General features: G+C 59.6%; 22 protein-coding genes. 16 read left to right on the top strand and 6 right to left on the bottom strand.

The window, feature by feature from the left end:
- Positions 1–6 precede the first annotated feature (6 nt).
- The 10 genes from EAH73_RS03245 to EAH73_RS03200 all read left to right on the top strand — a co-directional run bounded on the left by EAH73_RS03245 (position 7) and on the right by EAH73_RS03200 (position 10,733).
- Positions 7–963: a glycosyltransferase family 2 protein gene (locus EAH73_RS03245; protein ID WP_140465039.1), complete on the top strand. Its 957-nt coding sequence runs from the start codon at positions 7–9 to the stop codon at positions 961–963.
- Between the two features lie 144 nt (positions 964–1,107).
- Positions 1,108–2,160: a glycosyltransferase gene (locus EAH73_RS03240; protein ID WP_140465038.1), complete on the top strand. Its 1,053-nt coding sequence runs from the start codon at positions 1,108–1,110 to the stop codon at positions 2,158–2,160.
- Positions 2,085–3,206 (top strand): glycosyltransferase, encoded by a 1,122-nt coding sequence (locus EAH73_RS03235; protein WP_140465037.1) that lies wholly within the window; start codon positions 2,085–2,087, stop codon positions 3,204–3,206. Before EAH73_RS03240 ends, EAH73_RS03235 begins: the two co-directional genes overlap by 76 nt.
- Positions 3,203–4,234, top strand: coding sequence for a glycosyltransferase family 2 protein (locus EAH73_RS03230; protein WP_140465036.1), 1,032 nt, complete (start codon positions 3,203–3,205; stop codon positions 4,232–4,234). Before EAH73_RS03235 ends, EAH73_RS03230 begins: the two co-directional genes overlap by 4 nt.
- Positions 4,235–4,242: 8 nt before the next feature.
- Positions 4,243–5,511, top strand: a complete 1,269-nt coding sequence (locus tag EAH73_RS03225; RefSeq protein ID WP_140465035.1) for a glycosyltransferase — start codon at positions 4,243–4,245, stop codon at positions 5,509–5,511.
- Positions 5,512–5,543: 32 nt separating this feature from the next.
- Positions 5,544–6,767: a glycosyltransferase gene (locus EAH73_RS03220; RefSeq protein WP_161599433.1), complete on the top strand. Its 1,224-nt coding sequence runs from the start codon at positions 5,544–5,546 to the stop codon at positions 6,765–6,767.
- A 36-nt stretch (positions 6,768–6,803) separates the two neighbouring features.
- The gene (locus EAH73_RS03215) at positions 6,804–7,745 is read left to right on the top strand and encodes a glycosyltransferase family 2 protein (RefSeq protein WP_140465033.1); all 942 of its coding nucleotides are present in this window, start codon (positions 6,804–6,806) and stop codon (positions 7,743–7,745) included.
- 26 nt (positions 7,746–7,771) lie between these two features.
- Positions 7,772–8,470, top strand: a complete 699-nt coding sequence (locus tag EAH73_RS03210) for a GNAT family N-acetyltransferase (RefSeq protein WP_140465032.1) — start codon at positions 7,772–7,774, stop codon at positions 8,468–8,470.
- A 43-nt stretch (positions 8,471–8,513) separates the two neighbouring features.
- Entirely contained in the window at positions 8,514–9,650 is a 1,137-nt protein-coding gene (rffA, locus tag EAH73_RS03205; RefSeq protein WP_140465031.1) for a dTDP-4-amino-4,6-dideoxygalactose transaminase, read from the top strand.
- A 9-nt stretch (positions 9,651–9,659) separates the two neighbouring features.
- Positions 9,660–10,733, top strand: coding sequence for a glycosyltransferase family 4 protein (locus EAH73_RS03200; RefSeq protein ID WP_140465030.1), 1,074 nt, complete (start codon positions 9,660–9,662; stop codon positions 10,731–10,733).
- Positions 10,734–10,775: 42 nt separating this feature from the next.
- On the opposite strand, the gene EAH73_RS03195 is transcribed toward EAH73_RS03200, so the two are convergent.
- Complete coding sequence (locus EAH73_RS03195; RefSeq protein ID WP_140465029.1) at positions 10,776–12,131, bottom strand: hypothetical protein; 1,356 nt, start codon at positions 12,129–12,131, stop codon at positions 10,776–10,778.
- Positions 12,132–12,138: 7 nt separating this feature from the next.
- Entirely contained in the window at positions 12,139–13,398 is a 1,260-nt protein-coding gene (locus EAH73_RS03190; protein ID WP_140465028.1) for a tol-pal system protein YbgF, read from the bottom strand.
- Positions 13,399–13,500: 102 nt separating this feature from the next.
- On the opposite strand from EAH73_RS03190, the gene EAH73_RS03185 reads away from it, so the two are divergent.
- The 6 genes from EAH73_RS03185 to obgE all read left to right on the top strand — a co-directional run bounded on the left by EAH73_RS03185 (position 13,501) and on the right by obgE (position 21,730).
- Positions 13,501–14,415 carry a M20/M25/M40 family metallo-hydrolase gene (locus EAH73_RS03185; protein WP_140465027.1) on the top strand — a complete coding sequence of 305 codons (915 nt, stop codon included), beginning with the start codon at positions 13,501–13,503 and terminating at the stop codon, positions 14,413–14,415.
- Positions 14,416–14,713: 298 nt separating this feature from the next.
- Positions 14,714–16,795, top strand: coding sequence for a GDSL-type esterase/lipase family protein (locus EAH73_RS03180; RefSeq protein ID WP_140465026.1), 2,082 nt, complete (start codon positions 14,714–14,716; stop codon positions 16,793–16,795).
- Between the two features lie 254 nt (positions 16,796–17,049).
- Positions 17,050–19,293, top strand: coding sequence for a sodium-translocating pyrophosphatase (locus tag EAH73_RS03175; protein ID WP_140465025.1), 2,244 nt, complete (start codon positions 17,050–17,052; stop codon positions 19,291–19,293).
- A gap of 57 nt (positions 19,294–19,350) precedes the next feature.
- Positions 19,351–19,893 (top strand): phosphoribosyltransferase, encoded by a 543-nt coding sequence (locus tag EAH73_RS03170; RefSeq protein WP_140465024.1) that lies wholly within the window; start codon positions 19,351–19,353, stop codon positions 19,891–19,893.
- Positions 19,894–19,978: 85 nt separating this feature from the next.
- On the top strand, positions 19,979–20,602 hold the full coding sequence (locus tag EAH73_RS03165; protein WP_140465023.1) for an adenylate kinase: 624 nt from the start codon (positions 19,979–19,981) through the stop codon (positions 20,600–20,602).
- Between the two features lie 129 nt (positions 20,603–20,731).
- Positions 20,732–21,730 (top strand): GTPase ObgE, encoded by a 999-nt coding sequence (gene obgE / locus EAH73_RS03160; RefSeq protein WP_140465022.1) that lies wholly within the window; start codon positions 20,732–20,734, stop codon positions 21,728–21,730.
- A gap of 101 nt (positions 21,731–21,831) precedes the next feature.
- Here the strand turns inward: obgE and EAH73_RS03155 are convergent, their stop codons facing one another.
- From EAH73_RS03155 to rfbF, 4 genes are all read right to left on the bottom strand, one after another.
- Complete coding sequence (locus tag EAH73_RS03155; protein WP_140465021.1) at positions 21,832–23,157, bottom strand: NAD(P)H-dependent oxidoreductase; 1,326 nt, start codon at positions 23,155–23,157, stop codon at positions 21,832–21,834.
- A gap of 41 nt (positions 23,158–23,198) precedes the next feature.
- The gene (gene rfbC, locus EAH73_RS03150; protein WP_140465020.1) at positions 23,199–23,747 is read right to left on the bottom strand and encodes a dTDP-4-dehydrorhamnose 3,5-epimerase; all 549 of its coding nucleotides are present in this window, start codon (positions 23,745–23,747) and stop codon (positions 23,199–23,201) included.
- Positions 23,748–23,780: 33 nt separating this feature from the next.
- Entirely contained in the window at positions 23,781–24,875 is a 1,095-nt protein-coding gene (locus EAH73_RS03145) for an NAD-dependent epimerase/dehydratase family protein (protein WP_240047120.1), read from the bottom strand.
- A gap of 68 nt (positions 24,876–24,943) precedes the next feature.
- Positions 24,944–25,795: a glucose-1-phosphate cytidylyltransferase gene (gene rfbF / locus EAH73_RS03140; protein WP_140465019.1), complete on the bottom strand. Its 852-nt coding sequence runs from the start codon at positions 25,793–25,795 to the stop codon at positions 24,944–24,946.
- Positions 25,796–25,888 lie beyond the last annotated feature (93 nt).

The raw sequence follows: 25,888 nt of genomic DNA, 5'->3' as shown, positions 1-25,888 counted from the left end.
AATCCGATGAAAAAAATATCTGTTATAATACCTAATTACAACCATTCTGGTTATCTAGCTAAAAGAATTGAAAGTGTATTGAATCAAACTTATAGCAATATTGAAATTTTTATTCTTGACGATTGTTCGATAGACGATAGTTTAGCTATTATAAATAGTTATGCACTTTTAGATAAAAGAATTAGCGTGGTGGCTAATGAATTTAATAGCGGAAGTACATTCAAACAATGGAAAAAAGGTTTGGCCTTGTGTTCAAGCGACTTAGTTTGGATTGCCGAATCGGATGATTACGCTAATGAGAATTTTCTTGCAACTTTGGCACCATTACTAATTGCTAATGAGGATGCTGCAATTGCGTATTCAAATTCGAGAAAAGTAGATGGCAATGGTATGTTGCTGAATGAGTGGAGTGAATGGAAAAATGCAACTTTCAAAACTGATAGATGGAATAATGATTATATTAATAATGGCGAAAATGAAGTTGCTGATTATCTGATGTATGATTGTACAATTAATAATACAAGTGCAGTCCTTTTTCGCAAAAAAAATCTATTACAAGTAATCGATAAAATTCAAGATTTTCGATATGCTGGCGACTGGTTTGCGTTTATTGCGCTTTGTTTGAAAGCGAATATTATTTATGTCTCACGGAGTCTTAATTTTTTTCGTACTCATACGGAAAACGTGAGTGTAGAAGCAGTGGCAACTGGCAAAATATTTCTAGAAAGATTTAAATGTATTTCCTTCGCATTGAATAATTTGCCCAATCATAATGATCAGAAGACAGTATTGTTTCGTCAGATAAAAAATGAGTTCAAATCCTTTCTATTTAATCAAATCAAAAATAGAAAAAATCAAAATTTAGTTGGAGTAATGCATGGGCTCCGGTCTTTATATTCGTCCGATGCTACGCTCTTGATCAAATTATTAGGTTACGTATTATTGGATCAATTGAAAAAGTAGAAGTTGGATAATCGATATTAGTTAAATGTTGGTATTTCAGTATTTTTAAAATAATATCAGAAAAGTTTATTGCAAATTGCGAAATGTCTCCGTATACTTTATAAATAAATACTCTGATTTTTTAGGCCTTTTGCAAGTATTTGAATGCCATATAACAAAAACTACGTGAATGGTATATCAGTACTGATATGCTGTTATAACAGTGAACAGCGATTGCCACGAACAATAAGTGCATTAGCTGAGCAATTGCGACCAGATATTGCAGAGTTTGCAATTGAAGTATTAGTGGTTGATAATGCTTCGAAAGATAAAACGTATGCGACTGCTAAGTCTTTGCTGGAAGATCCCGATTTTCCTTATAACGGTCGGGTGTTATATGAGCAAAAACCAGGTAAAAGCCATGCTTTAGAACGGGGACTTCAAGAGGCGCAGTACAAGTACATTGCCATTGTGGACGACGATAACTGGCTTGCACCAGACTACTTATTACTGGCCAATGCATTGATGGAGGCCAACCCTAAAATTGGGGTCTTGGGTGGAGTCGGGGCCCCAGTATGTGAAGTGGTACCACCAAGTTGGTTTTCCAGGTTCGCCATCGACTACGCAGCCGATCGGCAGGCCGATTATTCGGGTGATATCACTTCGGAACCCGGGTTTTTATACGGTGCCGGCTCTGTAATTAGGCGGGCAGCATGGGAACAGGTGCGCGAGGCAGGTTTTCATTCATTGCTTACCGGCCGGTATGGCAACAATCTCAATTCGGGCGAAGACAATGAGTTGTGTTACGTATTGGCGTTAGCGGGTTACCGCATCTGGTACGACGAGCGACTAAAATTTCAGCATTTTATTCCGGCGCAACGGCTTAATTGGAATTACGTGCGCCGCTTGTACAAAGGAAATGCTGCATCAGAAGTCAGCTTACGGCCGTATAGGCACTTCATGCAACGGACCGATGTACCCGTGCTACCATGGATCCGCAACGGGCTGTACGCTGGCCGTTTTGCTTTAAAAGCCAGCTGGCGGGCTATTCGCCAGAAACAGTTCTTTCCTAGGGAAGGTAACCGAGAGTTTTTGCTAGCGGCCTTCTACTGGCATGAGGTATGGCTATACTTTAACAAAGCGTGGAAACAAGACCCCAAGTTCATTCAAGTCCAGCAACTGACCACTCGGTTGAACACGTCTTCGCACCGCGCGTAGTGAAGGGCGTAACTATTCTTATTTGCACCTACAATGGAGCAAATAGGCTCCCCGAAACCCTCCGCCACGTAGCAGGCCAGCAGGTGTCTTCTGATATTCCTTGGGAGGTATTAGTGGTGAGCAATGCTTCGCAAGACGATACCCTGATAGCAGCACCGCGCTTATGGGCCGCAATCCAATGCACTGCTCCGTTGCGGGTGCTTGATGAGCCAATGCCTGGTAAAGAAAACGCATTGGTGCGGGGGTTTGATGCGGCAAATTATGAATACATCTGCATTGTGGATGATGATAATTGGCTGTACCCGGATTATGTAACGCAAGTGATGGGTTTAATGGGTGCGCACCCCGAAATTGGTATTTTGGGGGCCCAGGCGGAGGGGGCGTTTGAGATACCTCCCCCAGCTTGGTTTGAGCGGTTTCAGGCGGTGTATGCCGTAGGGCCCCAGGCGGCACAGAATGGGCCGCTAAATGCGCCCGATGCGTACTTGTACGGAGCTGGCTCAGTAGTGCGGCGTTCAGGATGGCAGCACTTGCGAGCCAACGGTTTTGCCTTTAGTACTTCGACTAAGCGCGGCAAAATTATTGTGAGTGGTGAAGATGTGGAATTGGGCGATGCTCTGCGCTTGGCTGGCTATTCGCTCTGGTATGATGAGCGGTTGCGACTACGGCATTATATGTACAAGGAGCGCTTGACTTGGGAATACTTGAAACGCATTGGGCAAGGCACGGCCTCTTCAGGTTTAACTAGTCTCGTGTACTATTTTTTGCATCGCACGCCTGACCTTGATACTGCAGGTTTTCGGCGAAATTATTACCGATGGCTGGTGTGGCTAAGCTGGCAGCACCTGCGACAGCCGAAGCAACTGGTGGTTTATTTGATGCAACGCCACAACGAGCTTGCCCCGGATACATTCGATTCGTTGAGGATGCTATATCGACTGCGAATGGGGCTGACTCGTTGGAAAGAGGCACTTCGTATTTTTAAAAGAGTGAAAATGTTGCAACTAAACTTGCAGGCGCATCCTGCTCCAATTGCTCGTTTATGAAGCGCCTCTCGCCGCCAATTGTATCTGTTATTCTACCTGTATTCAATGCTGAGCAGTACCTCAGTGAAGCTATTGAAAGTATTCTGAACCAAACGTTTCGCAGCATCGAACTCATTTTGGTTGATGACTGCTCGACTGATAATAGCTTGGCTATAGCGCGCAACTATGAAGCCGACCCGCGGGTGCAGGTGCTGGCCAACGCCCAAAACCGGGGACGCTCTTTCAGTGATAATTACGGTGCAGAACACGCCCGCGGCCGCTACATCGCCAAGATGGACGCCGACGATGTAGCCTTGCCGCATCGACTGCAAGCGCAGGTCGATTTTTTGGAGAAGAACCCCTCCGTGGGATTGAGCAGCGGCTTTATGCAGGCTTTTGGCGAGTCGGATATTGTTTACACGTACCCGGTGACCACCGACGAGGTGCGCAGCTTCCTGCTTTTCAATATGCCAGTAGCCAACCCCGCCGTTTGCTTCCGCCGCTCGCTGTTGGAGGAATACGGGCTGCGCTACGACGATACCATCCAGGATACTTTTGGCGAAGACTACGAATTTATTGCGCGGGCTGCGCAAGTGGTTGGTATTGCCAATCAGCCGGAGGTGTTGCTCAACTACCGCACGTTGCCCCAGTCGGTCAAGGCCGATGTGCACGCCCGGCGCAATGCCAAGTCCAACCAAATTCGGGAGAAGCTGCTGCAAGGGTTTGGCATTCCGTTCACGGCGCGCGAGCTGCACGTGCACAATACCATTTCGTACTACCCTTTCACGCTCGGTGATATTTCGCTTGCCGAAGTGCACACCTGGCTGTGGAAAATGCAAGCCCATAATCAAGAGCAGCGGTATGCGGAGCCGGCGGCCATGCTCCGGTGCGTAGCAGAGCGCTGGTTCCTGACCTGCTACCTTAATCCAGATAAGCAGACTAATTCACTTAATGAGTACCGGCGGCAAGAACTAGCGCGGCATTTTAAGCCGACTACTAAGCAGTACGGAAAGTTCTTGCTTAAAAGCTTTGTGCTGCGACATATATAATATTGATAATGTCAACCGTATCTAACAAGCTGCGCCGTAAGAATATTCTATTATTGATTCCGCAGCTTACTTACGGTGGAGCCGAGCGGGTATTCCACGACCACGGCCAGGAGCTGGCCCGCCACCACCGGGTGATAGAGTGCGTATTTGACAGCCGTACCGAAGTAGCTTTCCCCACGCAAAATCAGCTGGTTGCCCTTGATGTGCCAGCCGGTACGGGGCCCCTGGGCAAGCTGCGGGCGCTGGTGCAGCGGGTGCAGCGGGTGAGAGCACTGAAACGAGAGCATGAGATTGACTTGTGCATTAGCCACTTGGAGGGCGCAGATTACTTAAATCTGCTGAGCAAAGGGACCGAGAAAGTGGTGCTCTGCATCCACAACTCCAAGCGGCACGACCCCAATATTCAGGGGGCAATAGGCGCGCTGCGCCGCCGGGTGCTGATGCCGGTGCTGTACCGGGCGGCCGACCTGGTAGTGGCGGTGAGCCGGGACTTGCGGCAGGAGTTATTAGACACGTTTGGGCTGCAGCCGGCCCAGGTGGTCACCATCAACAACTTCTTTGACGTGGAGGGAATCCGGACGAAAAGCCGTGAAGTGCTGCCTTCTGAGGAAGAAGATTTATTCAGCAATTACCCAGTGCTTATTAGCGCTGGCCGGCTATCGCCCGAGAAAAACCAGCTGGGCTTGCTGCCGGTGCTGCGGCTGTTGCAAACGGAAGGGCAGATGCCGCAGGCGCGGTTGGTACTGCTCGGCGACGGGCCGCAGCGGGAGGAACTGCTGGCGCGCTGCCAGCAGCTGGGCTTGCGGGCCTGGAGCGCATGGCAGGCCATCCAGGGCCCCCCAGACCCGGTACTATACGACGTGTTCCTTTTTGGTTTTCAAGCTAATCCTTTCCGTTACATTTCCCGCGCCACGGTTTCGGTGATGCCCTCCGACACCGAAGGCTTCCCAATGGCGCTGTGCGAGGCAATGGCGTGTGGGGTGCCCGTGGCGGCCACCGATTGCCCGACAGGGCCCCGCGAAATTCTGGCTCCAGATACCCCGGCTACGCAGCGCGCGGAGCAGGCGGAATGGGCAGAGTATGGCCTGCTGCTTCCGTTGCTTACTGCTGGCACCTTGGTGGCGCAGAACACCTCCGAATGGAGCGGCGCCCTGGCCAGCTTACTACGCGAGCCGGTGCGGCGCCAGCAGTATGCTGCCCAGGCCTTGCAACGAGTGCAGCACTTTGCCCCAGGTCCCATTATGCAGCAGTGGGAAACCGTAATCCAGACGCTCTAAGGTGCTTTCCTTCGCTGTACTTGACATTTCCAATGAAGCCTCGCGTCATCATTATTTACGTTTACAATAGCTGCGACGACCCGCTGTTTAAGGGGAACTTGCTGCTGCTGCTTCAGCACGTGGGCCTGCAACAGCCCGATTTGCGTCTGCACCTGATTACTTACGAACAAGTCGAGTACGCGCTGTCGCCGTCCCAACAGCAGCAGCGGCACCAGGATTTTGCCCACTATCACATTTACTGGCACCCATTGAAATGGCACTCCGGCCGGTTCAAGCTGGTGAAGAAAGCTTACGATTTGGTGATGGGTATCGGCCTTGTGTTGCGTTTGAAGCTATTCTCGAAGGCTCGGTCCATCGTCTCATTGGGCACGATATCGGGCAGTTTTGCCTACCTCATGGCCCGCATGTTTGGCCTGCGCTATTACGGCTACCAGTACGAGCCACACAGCGAATTTATGCTCGATTGCCGGGTGTGGTCTGAGAATAGTTTGGCTTACAAGGGGCTGCATTACTTGGAAAAGGTGTCGGGCATGAACGCAGACATCTTATCTACCGGCACCGAACACATGGTGCAACGACTTCGTAGCTGGGGCAGTCAGGCGCAGGTATACAAATTGCCGAGCTGCGTAGACGAAGCCAAAATGCAGTTCCGGCCCGCTGGTCGCCAGCGCATTCGCCACCAGATTGGTGTGGCCGAAGACCGGCCCGTTATCCTGTACTTGGGCAAGTTCGGCGGCATCTACTACGAGCGGGAGGTGGCCACGCTATTCAAAGCCTTTTTGGCCGAACGGCCCGACTTGTTTTTTCTAATCGTGAGCCCCGATGCGGCCGATTACGTTCAAAACCTGATGACTTCCGAAGGACTGTTGCCCGAGCAGTTTGCCGTGACGCGCAGCCCGTACGAGCAGGTGCCGGACTATATTTCGGCGGCTGACTTTGGGGTGGTGGCCGTGCCTTCATTTCCTTCCCAGCGTTTTCGCTCACCGATCAAGGTGGGGGAGTACCTGTGCTGTGGCTTGCCTTACTTGGTATGCGCAGGGGTTTCAGAAGACGACCGAGTGGCAGGGCAATACAATGTGGGCGTAGTAGTCAGTGAGTTTAGCACTGCGGAAGCGGCGCGGGTATGGCCTGGGATCCAGCAGTTGCTGGCCGAAAATAAAGAACAGTCGAGAATTCGCTGCCGCGAAGCAGGCATTGCTTACCGTGGGCTGACGCAGTACTTGCCCATAGCAGAAGATATTTTTGCTCAACTTTGATCATCTTTTTCTCCAGATTACCCTAGTTTTTGCAGCGTGCCGCCCCCCACTTTTTCCTTCGTCAGCCCCGTGTACCAGGCCGAGGGGCTGTTGGCGGAGCTGGTGCGGCGCCTGGCGCTGGCGGGTGAGGCCTTGGGCGGCAGCTTCGAGATTGTGCTCGTGGACGACCGCAGCACCGACGGCTCCTGGGCCCGCATCCAGGCCCTGGCGGCCCAGGACGGGCGCGTGCGGGGCTTGCGCCTGAGCCGCAACTTCGGCCAGCACCGGGCCATTACGGCGGGGCTAGAGCTGGCCAGGGGCGAGTGGGTCGTGGTGCTGGACTGTGACTTGCAGGACCAGCCCGAGGAAATCCCAGCCCTTTTTACCCAGGCCCAGCAGGGCTACGACCTGGTGCTGGCCCGGCGCATCAACCGGCAGGATTCGTGGCGCAAGAAGCTGGTGTCGCGGGTATTCTACCGTTTGCTAGCCTACCTCACCGAAACGCCGCAGGACCCGGCCGTGGGCAACTTCGGCCTCTACCACCGCAAAGTGGTTGACGCCGTGCTGGCCATGCGCGAGGGCCTGCGCTACTTTCCGACCATGGTGCGCTGGGTGGGGTTCCGGGCCGCGACGGTGGCCGTGGCCCACGCCGAGCGGCCGGTGGGGCCCAGCAGCTACACCTGGGGCCGGCTGGCCAACCTGGCCCTGGACGTGATGCTGGCCTACTCCGACAAGCCGCTGCGGCTGGCCGTGAAGCTGGGCCTAGGCATCTCGGTGGGCGCGTTCGCCATGGTGCTCGTCACGCTGGGGCGCTACCTGCTGGGCCACACCTGGGAGCCGGGCTACGCCAGCATCATCATCTCCATCTGGTTTTTTGCCGGCCTGGTGTTGTCGGTGCTGGGCATGGTGGGGCTCTACATCGGCAAAACCTTCGAGCAAGTAAAAAACCGCCCCATCTATGTGATTGATTCTGCCACCGACCCCGCCCCTAACCAATGACAAAGGCGCACGCAGCCCTTTGTGCCTTGCCCTGGGATACTGACTTTCTGGGGTTTCCGGTGGCGCGCCTAGCGGCGGCCGGGCTTGCGCCTGCGGAGCTGGCCGCGGCAATGGCCGCCGCGCGCCACGCTGGGTTTCGCCTAGTATATGTGGTGGCCGTGCCGGCCGACGCGCCTGTGCCGGCGGCCATGCAGCAAGCTGGGGCCCAGCTCTTCGACCGTAAGGCCACGTTTGCCATGTCCTTATTGGCCCCCGGTGCCGGGGGGGCGCCGGCGGCCGCGGTGGGCACGGCCACTGAGTACACGCCACAGCTCGAGTCGCTGGCCTGGCAAAGCGGCGAGTATTCCCGGTTTCGGCTCGATGCGCGCTTTGCCCTGCACGTGTTTAAAGACTTGTACAGCCGGTGGCTGCGCAGCTCCCTGGCGGGCACCATTGCCCGGCGGGTGCTGGTGTGGCGCGATGCCGCCGGCACCGAGCAGGGCCTGCTGACCCTAGGCGAAAAAAACAACCGGGCCGACATTGGTCTGCTGGCCGTGGATGCACGGGCCCGCGGGCAGCGCGTGGGCCAGGCCCTGGTGGCCGCCGCCGTGGCCCAGGCCAGCGACTGGGGCTACCAGGAGCTGCAGGTGGTGACCCAGCGCGACAACGAGCCGGCCTGTCGCTTCTACGAGAAGTGCGGCTTCGCGCTGGCCCACGAGGAGCACATCTACCATTGGTGGCTGTGACGGGGCCGCTCGGCCGGGGCCCCGGCGTACCTTTGCCGGGCCCATGGACGCCCCCATCCCATTTAACAAACCGTATTTTTCTGGCAACGAAACCCGCTACATCGAGCAGGCGGTGCGCTCGGGCAAGATTTCCGGCGATGGGCAGTTTACCCGGCGGGCCCATGCCTACTTCGAGCAGGAGTGGGGCTTTGCCAAGGCGCTGCTCACCACTTCGTGCACCGATGCGCTGGAAATGGCGGCCCTGCTGCTGGACATTCAGCTGGGGGATGAAGTGATTGTGCCGGCCTTCACCTTCGTGAGCACCGCCAACGCCTTTGTGCTGCGGGGCGCCACCATCGTGTTTGCCGACAGCACGGCCCTGAACCCCAACCTCGACGCGGGGGCCCTGGAAAGCCTCATCACGCCCCGCACCCGGGCCGTGGTGCCGGTACACTACGCGGGCATTGCCTGCGACATGGGTACTGTGCTGGCCACCGCCGCCCGCCACGGCCTGGCCGTGGTGGAAGACGCGGCCCACGCCATCGACAGTTTTTATAGCGGCCAGCGGCTGGGCACGCTGGGGGCCCTGGCGGCCTTCTCGTTTCACGAAACCAAAAACATCATTGCCGGCGAAGGCGGCCTGTTGGCCATCAATGATTTGCAGTTCGCGCGGCGGGCCGAGATTATTCGGGAGAAGGGCACGACGCGGTCGGCCTTTTTCCGAGGCGAGGCCACCGAGTACAACTGGGTGGACGTGGGCTCGTCGTTCCTGCCCTCGGAGCTGACGGCGGCCTACCTCTGGGCGCAGATTGAAAACCTAGCCGGCATCCAGCGGCAGCGCACTGCCCTGTGGGCCAACTATTACGCGGCCCTGGCCCCACTGGGGGCCCTGGGCGTGGGCCTGCCCGTGCTGCCGGATTATGCCACCAACAACGGCCATTTATTCTACCTCGTGTGCCGCAGCCGGGCCGAGCGCGATGCCCTGATTGCCCACCTCGGGCAGCTGGGCATTCTGGCCGTGTTCCACTACTTGGCCCTGCACCGCAGCCCGTACTACGCCGCCCGGCACGGCGGCCGCCCGCTGCCCTGGGCCGAGCACTACACCGATTGCCTGGTGCGCCTGCCCTTATTTTACGAGCTGAGCGCCGACGGCCAGGCGCGCGTGATTGCGGGCGTCCTTGATTTTTACCATCGCCGCTAATTCTACTCCATGGCGCGTATTTTATTTCTGACCCCGTACCCGGCCGGCCGGGCCCCGTCGCAGCGGTTTCGCTTTGAGCAATACTTGGGCATTTTGGGGTCCCACGGGCACCAGTACCGCGAGCTCTCATTTCTGGACGAGGCCACTTGGGGCATTTTGTACCGGCCGGGGCGCGCCGGGGCCAAGGTGGCGGGCATTCTGCGGGGCTTCGGGCGGCGGCTGGGGCACGTGTGGGCGGCGCGGCGCTACGATTTTGTGTTTGTGCACCGCGAGGCCGCGCCGCTTGGGCCCCCGGTGTTTGAGTGGCTGCTGGCCCGGGTGCTGCGCAAGCGCCTGGTTTATGATTTTGACGACGCCATCTGGCTGGCCAACACGTCGGAAGCCAACCAGCTGGCCGCCGGCCTCAAGTGGTCCCAGAAGGTAGGGCAGATTTGCGGCTGGGCCCACAAAAACAGCTGTGGCAACGCCTTTCTGGCCGCCTACGCCCGGCGCTTCAACCCGCGTACCGTCGTCAACCCCACCACCATCGATACCACCGGCTTGCACAACCAGGTGCGTGACCAGGCCGCGCCCGGCCGCCTGGTCATCGGCTGGACGGGCACGCACTCTACCCTCAAGTACCTCGACCAGGTGGTGCCCGTGCTGGCGAAGCTGGAGGCCGAGGGGCTCGATTTTGAGTTCCGCGTTATCTCCAACCAGCCGCCGGCGCTGCCCTTGCAGTCGCTGGTGTACCTGCCCTGGCGCAAAGAAACCGAGATGGCCGATCTGCTGGGCTTCCACGTGGGACTAATGCCGCTGGAAGACGACGCCTGGGCCAAGGGCAAGTGCGCTTTTAAGGCCTTGCAATACATGGCGTTGGGGGTGCCACCGCTCGTCTCGCCGGTGGGCATGAACACCGAGGTGGTGCAGCACGGCCAGAACGGCTTCGTGTGTGCCACACCCGCCGATTGGGAGGCGGGGCTGCGCCAGCTGCTGGCCGACGCCACCCTACGCCAGCACTTGGGCCGCGCCGCCCGCGCCACTGTGGAGGCCCGCTACTCGGTGGCCGCTAACACACCCAACTTTCTGGCCCTCTTCGCCTAGAGTGGGCCTCCAGGGCCCTAAACCGGCGCGGGGGGCCGGGGACTACGCCGCCACCCGACGCCGGGCGGCGGGCTGGCGGCGCTTGGCCGTCTGGGCGTCCAGCATGCTCTGGAGGATGTAGAGGCCGCCGAGGTAGAAGGGAATCATCGGAATTTTGTAGCGCACCAGCGTGCCGAAGTTGGAGCTGTTGATGGCCACCGAGGCGGCAAAAATTAGCGAAAACACGAAGCACATCACCAGCACCGGCGTGGTGGCCACAAACTTAATGGTGGCCACGACCCCCGTGCGCCAAAAAATGCGGAGCGTAAAAATCAGGAAAAAGCCGGCTTCCAAGGCCGAAAGCAGCATGATGGGGTTGCGGGCCTCAAAAATCATGGGCCGGAACAGGGCCGTGACGATGGCCTGCGGGGCCAGCTTGGCCATGCCGCCGATGGTGCCGTCCTGCTTGCCTAAGTTGTAGGCCGAGCCGTTTTGCTTCACGCTGGTTTCGTAGAGGTAATCGGCGGTGATTTTGCTGCGCTCACCAATTTTGTCGACGTCGTATTTATCATCACCTTTGGTAAGGTTGGTGGCAGCATAAATGGCAATGAGGCCGCCCACCACAAAAAACACAGGCTTGGCTAAAAGTCGTACCGTTTGGTTTTTGATCAGCGCGTTATTCTCATTGAATACCCACAGCAGGGCCCCCGGTAAGAAGCACAGCAGGATGTAGACCTTGATGGATAGCAAAGCATAGGCCGCTAAGAAACCCACAATGCCCGCTTTGATAATGCCACGCTTCTGGATAGCTCCCCGGTACAGAGCATAAAAAAGCCATCCCAGGGCCCCCACGGCCAGCGAATCCTTCATCAGCCCCGAGCCCCAGAAAAACATCGACGGGATATAGAAAATAGCCCAGGCCAGCTGCTTGTACACGTGGGGCCGGATGGTGGCAAACGTGACGTACATGGCCCACAGGCCGCTGAAGCTGGCGGCGGCAAAAAACAGGGCGATGACGGAGTAATTATTAAAGCAAAATATTCCGAAGAATGCCGCAACCCGCACTGTGGCGTACTCCGTGGAATGGGGCTGGTGCCAGTACATCTGGGCCACGTACTTGGCCGTGGCGGGGTCGGTGCTGCCGCCGTTGTCAAGCAGCAGCTTCAGGCCATTGGCGAAGGAATCGCCGAAGGCCGAATAGATGATTTTGGTGTGGAAGTAGTAATTATAGGTATCGCCGCCGCCGTAATAAAACTGGTAGATAAGCCCCAGCGCAATGGCCCCGACGAACTTGAGGGTGAGGGCCGGGATGAAAAACGGCTTGGTGAAGTGGTTGGTGACCCGCCCGCGGATGCCAAACGCCACGGCGTAGAAAATGCCGAGGTAGAGCGGCGCGAGGAAGAGGTCGGAAAACTCCATGGTTGGCTTAGCTCTTGTTCTTTTTCAGCCAAGTGGTGGCCTCTTTGTATTGCTCCGATTTGTGGTCGGCAATGTCTTTTACCACGGTGTAGTAGCGGCGGGCGGTGGCCAGCTCGCGCTCCTTGTCGGCGAGGCGGGCCAGGTTGGCATTGGCAAATAAGTAAAAGCCGCCGCTGGTGTCACCGCTGCTTTCCGCAAACACGATGCAGCGCTGGTAGTAGTCGCGGGCCTTGGCGGCGTCGCGGTAGCGGTATTGCATCAGGTAGCCCAGGAAGTAGCTGGCGTAGCGCCCGCTAATGGCCTCGTAGCCGGGCAGGCCCTGGTTGATTTTGGCCAGGATTTCCTTGCTCACCCGCTCGCACTCCACAAACTCGCCCTGGTCGTAGGCCAGCAGGGCGTAGAAGCGCTGGAAGTAGCCATTGTCGGGGAAGGTGGTGGCCAGCTCCTTGGCCACGGGCAGGGCGTCGACGCTGTTGTTCTCCTCGTTTTTGAGGATGCCCATCAGGAACACCTTGGCCTCGGTGGCGGTGTAGAAGCCGGTGGTGGCCACGGTACGCAGCTGCTGGAGGCCCAGCTCCTTGTTGCCCTTGGGAAAAAACAAAAGCACCGGCTTGAGCAGCGGGTAGTTGGCCGGAATCCAAACGGCGTAGTAATTGAATAAAGCCTGGCCGAAGAGGAATTCCGGGCTCAGGCCGTTGGCTTCCTGGCTCTTTTGCAGGTAGCTCAGGGCCCGCTTGCTGTCCACGGTGGCTAGGCGCCAGTCGTGGCGCTCGGCGTGCAGGCGGGCGCTGAAGCCGTAGGCCGCAGCCAGGAAAAACGTGGCTTCGTAGTTCTGCTTATCGGCCTTGTAGAGGGCCTCGGCTTTGGTAATGGCCGAGTCCATATAGGCAAAAAATGGCCGGTCGTACACCTTGGTCTGGAAGCTGGTGGGGCGGATTTTCCACCATGTGTTCAGGCCCAGCATGAGGTAGGCGAGGGGGTGCTCGGGGTAGCGTCGCTTGAGGGAGCGGAACTGCTTTTCGGCCCGGTCGTACTTGAAATTGTAGAGGTTGTGCACGGCCCCGTCGAGCTCCTGCTGAATATCCTTGTTGAGCAGCAGCCAGCCCTTGGTGTCGATGGCCTGGGGGGCCACGGCCACGCTGTCGAGGTGCACCACGCGCATGGTGCCCGGGCGGCGCACGGTATCGGCGGTTTGTGCCCGGGCCGCCAGGGGCCCCAGCAGCAGCAATCCGCAGCAGAAAACCCAGCAGAAAAGCAATCGAACCATAGAAAAAAGCGGGAGAACAGGGCCCCAGGGAAACCGGCCCGTGCCGGCGGGGGCCCTAAAGTACGGACTCTGGCCTAGCTTTGGGCCAATTTCCCCCGGCCCATGCAACTGCTCGAAACCCTGTGCCGCCTCGCGGCCCCGTCCGGCCACGAAGGCGCGATGACGGCCTTTGTGCTTGATTACGTGCACCAAAACCAAGCCAGTTGGCAGCACCAGCCGCAGGTATTGGCCGGCGAGGGCTTCCAGGATTGCGTGGTGCTTGTGTTCGGGCAGCCGCGCACGGCCGTGTTTGCGCACCTCGACAGCATCGGCTTCATGGTGCGCTACGGCCGGCAGCTGGTGGCCATTGGGGGCCCCGAAACCCAGGCCGGTTACCGCCTGGTGGGCCACGATGCGGAAGGGGAAATAGATTGTGCGCTGACCATCAACGAGGAAACCGAAACCCTGGGCTACGAGTTCAGCCGCGAGCTGCCCCGCGGCACCGAGCTCACGTTTCGCTGCAACTTCCGCGAAACCGATACTACCGTGCAGAGCTGCTACCTCGACAACCGCCTGGGGGTGTGGACGGCCCTGCGCTTGTGCGAGACGCTGGAGCACGGCATCATCGCCTTTTCGTGCGGCGAGGAGCACGGCGGCGGCACGGTGCCCTTCCTGGCCCAGCACATCTACGACACGTATGGCGTGCGCCAGGCCCTAATCTGCGACATTACCTGGGTGACCGAGGGCGTGCACCTGGGCCAGGGCTGCGTGATTTCGTTGCGCGACTCGCTCATCCCGCGCCGCACCTACGTGGAGCGCATCCGGGCCATTGCGGCGCGGGCCGGCATTGCGGTGCAGCTGGAGGTGGAGGACATCGGCGGTTCCGACGCCAAGGAGCTGCAGCGCGCCGCCCAGCCCTGGGACTGGTGCTTCGTGGGGGCCCCCGAAGACCACGTGCACACCCCCGACGAGCTGGTGGATAAGCGCGACATTGCCAGCATGTTGGCGCTGTATCAAGTGCTGTTGCGCGAGCTGTAGGGCGCCATGCCCGGCAGCCACTGTACACGCCCTTTGAGCAGGGTTGCCTCAAGCATTCTTCCCACCAAGACCTTGGCTTGCGTCTGCTAGCTGTCGTTTGGGGTTATTGCTGCTAGTAAAGCCGTGTGCATAACCGCTATTGGCCACGGTGCCATGCCTCGTCAGTCGTGATGGTACTTGCTTGATAATCATTAAAACAATTTGCCTAAAAAATTATTAAGCAGGAAATTTGCGAAATGCGCCGCTATGTGTAAGCGGATATAACGGCTGCTGGTAACCACTTCGCATATTCCTACTTATGAAACAATTTTACCTCATACAACGAAGTGGTTTTTTGCTATTTAACATCGCTTCAGGTGGTGCCCGGCGAAAAAATCCAGCCGCGCAGGGTAAGGCTATTTACGTGACTTGGCTGTTGGCTTGTTTGCTGCTGTGCTGGTATTCTGCCGAAGCTGCCGCTCCATCCCCAGAAGCAGGTCGTTTCCTACTTTATGCCCAGCACGATAATTACGGCAAATTATACACGGGAAATGCTCCTCGCATTTGCTTGAAAACACATTTACTGCAGGTAGCTCCGGCGCCACTACTGGTGAGTTACGCCCGCGAATGCACACTGAGACGCACCTTGGGTGGGGCCGGTGTAAATTTTGTGCAGGCAACCATCAGTACCCCCCATGTTCTGACAGCTTATCGCCCCAACTCTTGCTGTGACCTTGGGATCGGCTTGACAGAAGCGTTTGCTGACCAGGGCCTAATCCACCTCCTCTCGGTGGAATTTGATTCAGCAAACATGACTTTCGGAGGCGGGGGTACTGCCTTTGGAAAGGAAGAAGTTCGAATAGCTGGTGAAATCCAGGCTATCAACACGTTAGCTAAGTTTAACCTAGCCACTAATGGTCGCTCCACCACCCATTCTGGTGCTTTGCCGAATACTGTAACAGCGGCTGCCGACCAAAGCAACGGCGTAGGGGCTATCAGCAAGCTGCTAAGGCGCTCAGTTGTATGCTCCCTCTCACCGCCTGCAACAGTGGCTGCCCCGACGTACTGCCAGGGGAGTACGGCAGCCCCACTGAGTAGCAACTACAGGGCCCTAGCCGGGGCGTCACTTCTTCTCTATGCTAGTGCGACGGCCAGCACGCCTCTTGCAAATGCATACATTCCCGCCACGGCGGTCGTAGGTACCACCACCTATTATGCATCGCAGGTGGTTGGCAACTGCGAGAGTACACGAACGCCGCTGACGGTTACAGTTGCGGCCGCAGTCGGAATACCCACTCCAGCTGCTGCCCTTGCCATCGATGGCAACAACATTGCAGCCTGGGGCGACTCGTTTACCGATTCTAATTATGGCCGCTATCCTCAAACGTTGACCCAACTCAGCGGCCGTGTCGTTTATAACGGCGGCGTTGGGGGGCAAACGTCAGTACAAGTTAAAGACCGCATGGTAGCCGATGCTGCTAAGCACATTTGGCCTACCATCATTTGGGCGGGCCGTAACGATTTGGACAACGCAGCGCAGGTACAAGCTAGCATCGCGACGATGGTAGCGGCCTTATCGCACACGAACTACCTGGTTTTATCCGTTTGCAACGGAGAAGGAGAGGGGAAAGGCACGGCCACGTACGAGCAAATAACAAAGCTGAACAATACGCTGGCGCAAACTTATGGCAGCCATTACCTGAACGTGCGTAGCTACTTAGTGTCAGCATATAATCCCAACGATGCGTACGACGTAGCTGATCACAACGCCGATATTCCGCCTAATTCGCTGCGTCGGGATTTTTTGCATCCCAATGTAATCGGCAGCGATTTGATTGCGCACTACATCTACGCCAACATTGGGCACATCCTGAGCGGTGGTTTGGCCATAAACTACTGCCAGGGGGCATTTGCTGCACCCTTAGGAAATAGCCTTGGCCACGCGATGGCAGGGGCTTCGTTTCGCTTCTACACCAGCCCTGCCGGTGGTACGGCGCTAGGTGCGGGTTCTGATTACACTCCGGTCACTACTGTAGCCGGCACCCAGATGTATTACGTGGCACAGGCCGTTGGCACGTGCGAAAGTACCCGCCTGCCTCTGGCAGTTGTGGTGAGAAACTGCTTGGATGCTTCTTTTACTTCAAACGCGCCAGTGCTAAGTGCATATCCTAACCCATTCAGTAGTCAAGCTACTGTTGAGGTAAACTTGCCTTCGACCCAGGTGTACACGCTGGAGCTTTATGATGGAACTGGTAGATTAGTTCAGCACTTAGCGGTGGGCGAAATGGGACAGCGAATTAATTACTACATTGATGCTCGCTCGTTACCGGATGGATTGTACGTGGTGCGCTTGAGTGCAGGCTCAGATAGTCAAAGCCTGCATCTAATCCTGAGTAAATAAGTAATCGCGTTAGTGCCTTTGCTTAATGCAGCGGCAGGCCCACTGCACAGGCATAGAATAGGCGCATTTGCGAGCAGGTGCCGCTACTCATGCATCCGGTGTAGGCAATGGTCAAAAGTAGGCGCCCACCCCCGACGGGCTGGTGGATAAGCGCGACATTGCCAGTATGTTGGCGCTCTGCCAGGTGCTGTTGCGCGAGCTGTAATACTTGCCTACATTTACCGGCACTCCTTCCCACCTAACCTCCTGCCGGTATGACCCCTTACCTCTACGCGGTGCCCGCGCTGGGCGTATTTGCCCTTATTTATACCTGGGTGCGGGCCGGCTGGGTGGCCCGCCAGGATGCCGGCAACGAGCGCATGACTACCATTGCCGGCTACATAGCCGACGGGGCCATTGCCTTCCTCACGGCCGAATACAAGGTGCTGGGCTTGTTTGGGCTGATTGCCGGGGCCTTCCTGTTTTACCTGGGCAGCACCAGCGGCAACTCCAGCCCGGTCATCGTCATTGCCTTTCTGATTGGGGGCGTGTTTTCGGCGCTGGCGGGCTTCATCGGGATGAAAATCGCCACTAAGGCCAACGTGCGCACCGCCCAGGCGGCTCGCACCAGCCTGAGCACGGCCCTGAACGTATCGTTTTCGGGCGGCTCGGTGATGGGCATGGGCGTGGCGGGCTTGGCCGTGCTGGGGCTGGGGGCCCTGTTCATTGTGTTCTATAAAATGTTTGTGCCCAGCGGCCTAGCCAATGGGCAGGAGATGGAAAAGGCCTTGGAGGTCCTCACCGGCTTCTCGCTCGGGGCCGAAAGCATTGCCCTATTTGCCCGCGTGGGCGGCGGCATCTACACCAAAGCGGCCGACGTGGGGGCCGACCTCGTGGGCAAGGTCGAGGCCGGCATTCCGGAAGACGACCCGCGCAACCCCGCTACCATTGCCGACAACGTGGGCGACAACGTGGGCGACGTGGCCGGCATGGGCGCCGACTTGTTTGGCTCGTACGTGGCCACCATCCTGGCCACCATGGTGCTGGGCCGCGAGGTGCAGCTGGGCAGCGCGGACCAGTTCGGGGGCCTGTCGCCCATCTTTCTGCCGATGGCCATTGCCGGGATGGGCATTCTGGCTTCGCTCGTCGGCATTTTGTGCGTGCGGGTGAAGGAAGGCGGCAATGTGCAGGGGGCCCTAAACTTGGGCAACTACATTTCGGTCGTTGTGTCGGCGGCTGCTTCCTACGGCTTGATTATGTGGATTTTGCCCGCCGGGGCCCTCGCCATTCGCGGCGTGAGCTTCGACGCCATGCACGTGTTCTACGCCGTGCTGGTGGGCCTGGGCGTGGGCACGCTGATGAGCATCATCACTGAATACTACACGGCCATGGGCAAGCGCCCGGTGCTGAGCATTGTGCAGCAGAGCAGCACGGGCCACGCCACCACCGTGATTGGGGGCCTGGCCGTGGGCATGGAAAGCACGGTGCTGCCCATTCTGGTGCTGGCGGCGGGCATTGTGCTCAGCTTCCGGGCGGCGGGCCTGTACGGGGTGGCCATTGCGGCGGCCGGCATGATGGCCACCACGGCCATGCAGCTGGCCATTGACGCCTTCGGCCCCATTGCCGACAACGCCGGCGGCATTGCCGAGATGAGCGAGCTGCCCAAGGAAGTGCGCGAGCGCACCGACGTACTCGACGCCGTGGGCAACACCACGGCGGCCACGGGCAAGGGGTTCGCCATCGCCTCGGCGGCCCTCACCTCGCTGGCGCTGTTTGCGGCCTTTATGGGCACGGCGCACATCGATACGATTGACATCAGCAACGCCGACGTGCTAGCCGGTCTGTTTGTGGGGGCCATGATTCCGTTCATTTTCTCGGCCCTGGCCATTGCCGCCGTGGGGCGCGCCGCCATGGCCATGGTGCAGGAAGTGCGCCGGCAGTTCCGCGAAATCCCGGGCATCATGGAGGGCACGGGGCGGCCCGAATACGAGAAATGCGTGGCCATCAGCACCAACGCTGCCATTCGGGAGATGATTTTGCCGGGGGCCATTGCCCTGCTCACGCCCATCGTCATCGGCTTCCTCTTCGGCCCCAAGGTGCTGGGGGGCCTGCTGGCGGGCGTCACGGTCAGCGGCGTGCTGATGGCCATGTTCCAGAGCAACGCCGGCGGGGCCTGGGACAACGCCAAGAAATCGTTCGAGAAAGGCGTGCTCATCGACGGCGTGATGCAGTACAAGGGCTCCGAGGCCCACAAGGCCAGCGTGACCGGCGACACCGTGGGCGACCCGTTCAAGGACACTTCGGGGCCCAGCATGAACATTCTCATTAAGCTCATGAGCATCGTGTCGCTGGTCATCGCCCCGCACATCGCCGAGCACGCCGGGGGCCCCGGGGCATCGGCCGCCCCCGCCCCTGCACCGCCGCGCTTCGAGCAGGCCTTCCGCCCTCGCGTGCGCTACTCCGAAACGCTGGTGCCCGCCGCGGCCCGCCTGCTGCGCACGGCCTTGCACCGGGAGTAGTGAGCCGAACCCCGGATTCAGGCAGTAGCTTTGCGGCTCCATTTTTCCCCGCACCGCATGGGCTCGTCCCCCAACATCACCCTCCACGACAAAGCGTTTCGCCCGTACCTGTCGGCCGCCGAGCTGGCCACGGCCGTTGAGGCGGTGGCCGCCCGCCTCAGCGCCGACTACGCCGGCCGCCGGCCCCTGTTCGTGGTTGTGCTCACGGGAGGCTTCATGTTTGCTTCTGATTTGCTCAAGCGCTACACCGGCGACTGCGAAATTGTCTTCATCCGGGTGGCCTCCTACGAGGGTACGAGCAGCACCGGCCAAGTGCAGGAAGTGCTGGGCTTGCGCGAAGACGTGCAGGGCCGCGACCTGGTGCTGATAGAAGACATCGTGGACACGGGCACCACCCTGCACCACCTGCTGCCCACGCTGCTGGCCAAAAAACCAGCTTCGGTGGAAATCGCCGCCCTGTTCTTCAAGCCCGCCAGCCTGCGCTATCCCTTGAAGTTGAACTACATCGCCCTGGAAATCCCCAACGACTTTGTAGTAGGCTACGGCCTCGACTACGACGGGCTGGGCCGCAACCTGCCCGAAGTGTACGTGGCCGCATAGGGCCCCCAGCGGCCGGCCTTTGTTAAGGATTCATTAACTTCCCACCCCAACCCACCCGGCGCGTTTGCGCCCATCCCCCGTTTTCATGCTGAATATTGTGTTGTTCGGCCCGCCCGGTGCGGGCAAAGGCACCCAGAGCCAGAAGCTCATCGCCCACTACCACCTCGTGCACCTGAGCACCGGCGACCTGCTGCGCGCCCAGATTGCGCAGGGCACCGAGCTGGGCCTGCGCGCCAAAAAACTGATGGACGAGGGCCTGCTGGTACCCGACGAAGTGGTGATTGGCATGATCGACAGCGCCCTGAACGACAACAAAACCGCCGCGGGCTTCATCTTCGACGGCTTTCCGCGCACCGTGCCGCAGGCCGAGCGCCTCGACCAGCTGCTGGCCCAGCACCAGGCCACCATCGGCTGCATGGTGGCCCTGGAAGTAGGGGAGGAGGAGCTGGTGACGCGCCTGCTGGAGCGGGGCAAAACCAGCAACCGCCCCGATGACCAGGATGAAACCAAGATTCGGCGCCGCGTGACGGTGTACAACACCGAAACCGCCCAGGTGGCCGGCTACTACGCCGCCCAGCACAAGTTCCACGCCCTCAACGGCATCGGGGCCATCGACGACATCTTTGGCCAGGTGTGCGCCGTGATTGACCAGCACCGCGCCGCCGCCGACGAAACCCCGGCCGCCGCTACCCAAGAGGTAAAGGCCTAGCGGCGTCCGTTATGAGTTGCCAGGGATGAGTTATGAGTTTCGGCCCATGCGGCCGGAACTCATAACTCATTTATTTATTGGCCCCTACCCCAACTCATACTTCATAATTCAAAACTCATAATTACTACTGTGGCTTCCAATAACTTCATCGACTACGTTAAGCTGGTCTGCCGCTCGGGCAAGGGCGGGGCGGGCTCGCACCACTTCTTCCGCGCCAAGGGCCTGCCCAATGGGGGGCCCGACGGCGGCGACGGCGGCCGCGGCGGCCACATCATCCTGGAGGGTAACTCGCAACTCTGGACCTTGCTGCACTTGCAGTACCAGAAGCACGTGTTTGCCAAAGACGGCGAGGGCGGCGGCGAAAACCTACGCTCGGGGGCCCAGGGGGCCGATATTGTGCTGCAAGTGCCCCTCGGCACGGTGGCCCGCAGCGTCGAAACCGGCGAGCAGTTGCTCGAAATTACGGAGCACGGCCAGCGCCTGGTGCTGGTGCCCGGCGGCCGCGGCGGCCTGGGCAACGACCATTTTAAGACCTCTACCAACCAGGCTCCCGAGTACGCCCAGCCCGGCGAGCCGGCCATAGAGGCCCTGATTGTGCTGGAGCTGAAGCTGCTGGCCGACGTGGGCCTGGTGGGCTTCCCCAACGCGGGCAAGAGCACGCTGCTCTCGGTGGTGTCGGCGGCCAAGCCCAAAATTGCTGACTACGCCTTCACCACCCTTGTGCCCAACCTGGGCGTGGTGGCTTACCGCGACTACAAATCGTTTGTGATGGCCGACATCCCCGGCATCATCGAGGGGGCCGCCGAGGGCCGGGGCCTGGGCACGCGCTTCCTGCGCCACATCGAGCGCAACTCCATGTTGCTCTTTATGATAGCCTGCGACAGCCCCGACATTGCCGCCGAGTACGAAATACTACTGGGTGAGCTGCGGCAGTTCAACCCCGAACTGCTCGACAAAACGCGCCTGCTGGCCATCACCAAAACCGACATGCTCGACGAGGAGCTGGAAGCCGAGATGCGCGCCTCGCTGCCCGCCGATATGCCGCCCACGGTGTTTATCTCCAGCTTGACCAACAAGAACATCCAGCCCCTGAAAGACATGATCTGGAAGGCGTTGCACACGGGCTAAGCCACGGCAAATGCCTGCTGACATAAGGCGCTGGTAACCAAAAAGGTCCGGTGCCCGAACTATAGCTCGGGCACCGGACCTTTTTGGTTACGGCAAGGCTATTATTTCGCCACCGCGGCGGCCTGCGGGGCCGTTTGGAAGTACGCCGCCTGCTCGCGCCGCAACTGGTCGATGAGCCGGCCTTCGGGCAGCACCACGTCGTCGTAGGTCAGCACCTGGTCTTTGGGTACGTCGCGGCGCAGGGTGCAGCCCTCGGCCACGCCCAGGGGCAGCAGGTTTTCGCGCTGGGCCACGTCGGCGTTTTCGGCCAGGCCGTAGGTGTGGTAGTGGCCGATGCCGTCGAGCACCTGGCCGGCGGTCAGCGGCACCTTGGCGGCCGTCACCACCTCCACGTACATGGGGCCCCGGGGGGCCAGCGCCGCGTCGTGGAACAGTACCGCCCGCGCCACCGATGTGGGCGTTTCAAAATGGCACAGGTGGTAGGGCGTGTGGAAGCAGTACAGGGGCCCCGCGCCGAGCTTGTACAGGTTGAGGTAGTGGCGCTGCACCGGGTCGTCGATGGTGCCGAGCACGAACACACCCGGCCCCGGGCTGGCGCCAACCACGTAGTCCACAATGCCGGGGCCGCCGCTCAGCAGCTCTTCGTGGGGGTACCAGTTGGCGGCTTCCGTGACGGGGGTGCCGGGGGCCACGGTGGGCCCCAGCATGCCGCGTTGGGCCACGCGCATGCCCAGGGCGTTGGCAATTACGGCCTGCTCGAAGCTGATTTTGCTGCCGTCGGCGAAGCTCGTGACCATGCTCGGGTTCTGGCCCCACTGCTTGGCAAAGCCCGCCTGGGTGGTGGGGTTGCGGTAAGGGTCGTGCAGGCCCTTGATGTTGCCGCAGAGCACGGGCGTCACGCCGATGCCCTGCACGAAGCGCGCCAGGTTGAGCGTCACGCCGGGCTGGTCGCCGTCGGCCACGGTGTAGATGATGCCGGCGCGGTCGGCGTACACTTTCAGGATGGGCCCCACCGTGCCGTCGAGCTCGGCGTTGAGTAGCACCACGTGCTTGCCGTGGCGGATGGCCTCCATCACGGCGTGGGCCCCGTATTCCACGGCCCCAGTCACCTCGATGATGGCGTCGATGCCCGCGGCTTGGCAAACCAGCAGGGCGTCGTCGGTGATGGCAGGCTGGCCGCTGGCAATGCAGGCTTCCAGGGCCCCTACGGTGCCCACTTCGGCTACCCCGAGCACATCGGTATCGGCGTAGGCCTGCCGGGCATGGTCCAGGGTACGGTTGGCGATGGCCACCAACTCCATGCCGGGCACGTAGCGGCAGATTTGGCGGGCCACGCCCTTGGCCATGAACCCGGCCCCGATCATGGCCACCCGGATAGGGTTGCCCGAGCGCGCGCGCGCCGCTAAAGCGTTATCAACAATAATCATGAATAGCTGAACAAAAGGCTGTTATAGAGAAAGTGGATTGCCTAGCTGGCCGCGACGGGCAGTGGCTGGAAGTCGGGGTGTACCGCGTCTTTGGCCGACACCAGCACTGGCTCAAACGGCCACTCAATGCCAATGGCGGGGTCGTTCCAGCGCAGGCCCCGCTCGGCGCCGGGCGCGTACTTGGCCGATACCTGGTAGGCCACGTCGGTGTTGTCTTCGAGGGTGAGGAAGCCGTGGGCAAATCGCCCGGGCACGAACAGCATGCGGTAGCTGTCCGCCGTCAGCTCCACCGCAATCCATTGTTTGTAAGTCGGCGATTCTTCGCGCAGGTCCACAATCACGTCCACGATGGCGCCGCGGGTGCAACGCACTAGCTTGGTTTCTTCGTGGGGCGGCAACTGGTAGTGCATGCCGCGCAGCGTGCCGCGCTTGGGGTTCGACGATAGGTTGGCTTGCAGCGGGGGCATGGCAATGCCGTGGGCGGCAAACTCATCTTCGCACCACGAGCGGCCAAAAAATCCGCGCTCATCGCTCAGCCGCTGCACATCGATAATGAACGCGCCCGACAGCTTGGTTTCGGTAAAAATCATTGATAGAAGGAAAGGGAATGGGTGGGGAAAAGGCTACGCCGGCACCTCCGCCAGGGCGGGCGCGGCAGGGGCGGGGGCCCAGGCCAAGTCGGGGCCCAGGGCCCCACTGGCGCGCAGGTCGCCGAGCACCCGCAGGCGCATCAAGGTCGAGCTGCGGAACTCGGCGTCGTGGAAGTTCATGGCCTGCAGGCCGTCGCGCAGCTCGGCGATGGTGCCGGCCAGCGTGCGCAGGGGCTGGTGGTCGGGGGCCAGCTCCTTAAACAAGCTGAAATCGACGCGGTACGAACGTTTGTCGGGCGGCGCGTCGGCGTTCAGGCGCACGCTGGTGCCGGGCAGGGCCTCGGCCACGGCGGCGGCTAGTTCGCGTACCTGGTAGTTCCACACGTCGGTGCCCACGTTCACGCGCAGGTACTCGCCGCCGTTGCTGGCCTCGCGGGCCACGGCCCACTCAATGGCGCGGGCCATGTCGAGCACGTGGATGAGCGGCCGCCAGGGTGTGCCGTCGCTGAGGATATTAATGTCGCCGCTGGCTACGGCGCCGGCCACGAAGTCATTCACCACCAGGTCCAGCCGCAGCCGGTCGCTCCACCCGCAGGCCGTAGCGAAGCGCAGGCACGTAACGGTAAAGCCCGGACCGGCCAGTGGGGCCAAATCCTGCTCGCTCAGCACCTTGGAGCGGGCGTAGGCCGTGAGTGGGTTCAGGGTCGAATCTTCCGTTTTGGCCCCCTCGCCGCCAGCCCCGTAGATGCTGCAGCTGCTGGCAAACACGAAGGAGCGCACCCCGGCCGCCTTGGCCAGCTCGGCCAGCCGGATGCCGGCGCGGTGGTTCACGGCCAGCGTGGCCTCTTCGTAGGTCTGGCCCATGGGGTCGTTGGAAATGGCGGCAAGGTGCACCACGGCGTCCACGCCGGCCAGCAGTTCGGCGGGTAGCGTCCGCACGTCGCCAAACTCCTGGCGGTCGAGGTAGGCCTCGGGCAGCCGGGGGGCCCCGGTGAGGCAGTGGGCAAAGTAGCCCGCGTCGTAGCCAATCAGCTCAGCGGCGGGAAAGGTGTGGCGCAGGTGGCGCACCACGCCGGGGCCCACGTAGCCCATGTTGCCCGTAATCAGAATGCGCATAGGAGTGTTCATGCGATACGTAAAAGGTACGCTGGTAAGGAAATACAGCTATTAAGGAAAGGTGCTCAGCCGCCGGGGCCCTAGCAGGGGGCGGTGGCGGCCAGCAGGCCGGCCAGGGGCACATTCACGTCGTCGGCCGGCGTAACGGGGTCTTTGTCCCACACCTTCCACGGGGCCTGGCCGCTTTTCCACATGTCCTCCAGCACGTTCTTGTCGCGCAGCGTGTCCATGGGCTGCCAAAAGCCCGTGTGCCGGTAGGCCGAAAGGGTTCCGGCGGCGGCCATCGTTTCGAGGGGCGCTTTTTCCCACACCGTCGTGTCGTCCGCAATGTAGTCGAACACGCTGGGCTCCAGCACGAAGAAGCCCCCGTTGATCCACGGCGTGGCCTCGCCCTCGGGCTTCTCCTCAAAGTTGCCCACCCGGTCGTCGTTTTCGGCCAGGTTGAACATGCCAAAGCGGCCCGGCTGGTGCACAGCCGTGAGCGTGGCCTGGGCCCCCTCGGCCTGGTGGTGGCGGATGGACGCGCGAACGTCCACGTCGCTCACACCGTCGCCGTAAGTGAGGCAGAACGTTTCGTTGCCCACGTACTCGCGCACGCGGCGCAGGCGGCCGCCGGTCATGGTTTCCTGGCCGGTGTCCACCAGCGTTACGGTCCAGGGCTCGGCGTGGGTGCGGTGGATCTGCATCTCGTCGCGGTCCATGCGAAACGTGACATCGCAGTTGTGTAGGAAATAATCAGCGAAGTATTGCTTAATCATGTGCCCCTTGTAGCCGCAGCACACCACAAACTCGGTGATGCCATGGTGGGCGTAAATTTTCATGATGTGCCAGAGAATGGGCTTGCCCCCAATCTCAATCATGGGCTTGGGGCGCACCCCACTTTCCTCGCTGATGCGGGTGCCGTAGCCACCCGCCAGAATTACTGCTTTCATTTGATTTGGTAGAAAATGAATTTTGGATGAAGGATTGATTAACAATAAGGTGCAACTAAAAAATGTGCATAAACCGGTGTAGCAAAACGCAAA

The sequence above is a fragment of the Hymenobacter nivis genome, from assembly GCF_006439025.1.
In the GTDB taxonomy this organism is placed as follows: Bacteria; Bacteroidota; Bacteroidia; order Cytophagales; family Hymenobacteraceae; genus Hymenobacter; species Hymenobacter nivis_A.
This window is presented reverse-complemented; position numbering and strand designations above follow the sequence as displayed.

Coding starts and splice junctions, on each gene's coding strand:
- EAH73_RS03220 (WP_161599433.1), top strand. CDS start 5,544: ATGAAGCCTCGCGTCATCATTATTTACGTTTACAATAGCTGCGACGAC.
- EAH73_RS03155 (WP_140465021.1), bottom strand. CDS start 23,157: ATGATTATTGTTGATAACGCTTTAGCGGCGCGCGCGCGCTCGGGCAAC.
- EAH73_RS03180 (WP_140465026.1), top strand. CDS start 14,714: ATGAAACAATTTTACCTCATACAACGAAGTGGTTTTTTGCTATTTAAC.
- EAH73_RS03165 (WP_140465023.1), top strand. CDS start 19,979: ATGCTGAATATTGTGTTGTTCGGCCCGCCCGGTGCGGGCAAAGGCACC.
- EAH73_RS03240 (WP_140465038.1), top strand. CDS start 1,108: ATGCCATATAACAAAAACTACGTGAATGGTATATCAGTACTGATATGC.
- EAH73_RS03170 (WP_140465024.1), top strand. CDS start 19,351: ATGGGCTCGTCCCCCAACATCACCCTCCACGACAAAGCGTTTCGCCCG.
- rffA (WP_140465031.1), top strand. CDS start 8,514: ATGGACGCCCCCATCCCATTTAACAAACCGTATTTTTCTGGCAACGAA.
- EAH73_RS03175 (WP_140465025.1), top strand. CDS start 17,050: ATGACCCCTTACCTCTACGCGGTGCCCGCGCTGGGCGTATTTGCCCTT.
- EAH73_RS03145 (WP_240047120.1), bottom strand. CDS start 24,875: ATGAACACTCCTATGCGCATTCTGATTACGGGCAACATGGGCTACGTG.
- EAH73_RS03195 (WP_140465029.1), bottom strand. CDS start 12,131: ATGGAGTTTTCCGACCTCTTCCTCGCGCCGCTCTACCTCGGCATTTTC.
- EAH73_RS03200 (WP_140465030.1), top strand. CDS start 9,660: ATGGCGCGTATTTTATTTCTGACCCCGTACCCGGCCGGCCGGGCCCCG.
- rfbC (WP_140465020.1), bottom strand. CDS start 23,747: ATGATTTTTACCGAAACCAAGCTGTCGGGCGCGTTCATTATCGATGTG.
- rfbF (WP_140465019.1), bottom strand. CDS start 25,795: ATGAAAGCAGTAATTCTGGCGGGTGGCTACGGCACCCGCATCAGCGAG.
- EAH73_RS03185 (WP_140465027.1), top strand. CDS start 13,501: ATGCAACTGCTCGAAACCCTGTGCCGCCTCGCGGCCCCGTCCGGCCAC.
- EAH73_RS03230 (WP_140465036.1), top strand. CDS start 3,203: ATGAAGCGCCTCTCGCCGCCAATTGTATCTGTTATTCTACCTGTATTC.
- EAH73_RS03245 (WP_140465039.1), top strand. CDS start 7: ATGAAAAAAATATCTGTTATAATACCTAATTACAACCATTCTGGTTAT.
- EAH73_RS03190 (WP_140465028.1), bottom strand. CDS start 13,398: ATGGTTCGATTGCTTTTCTGCTGGGTTTTCTGCTGCGGATTGCTGCTG.
- EAH73_RS03225 (WP_140465035.1), top strand. CDS start 4,243: ATGTCAACCGTATCTAACAAGCTGCGCCGTAAGAATATTCTATTATTG.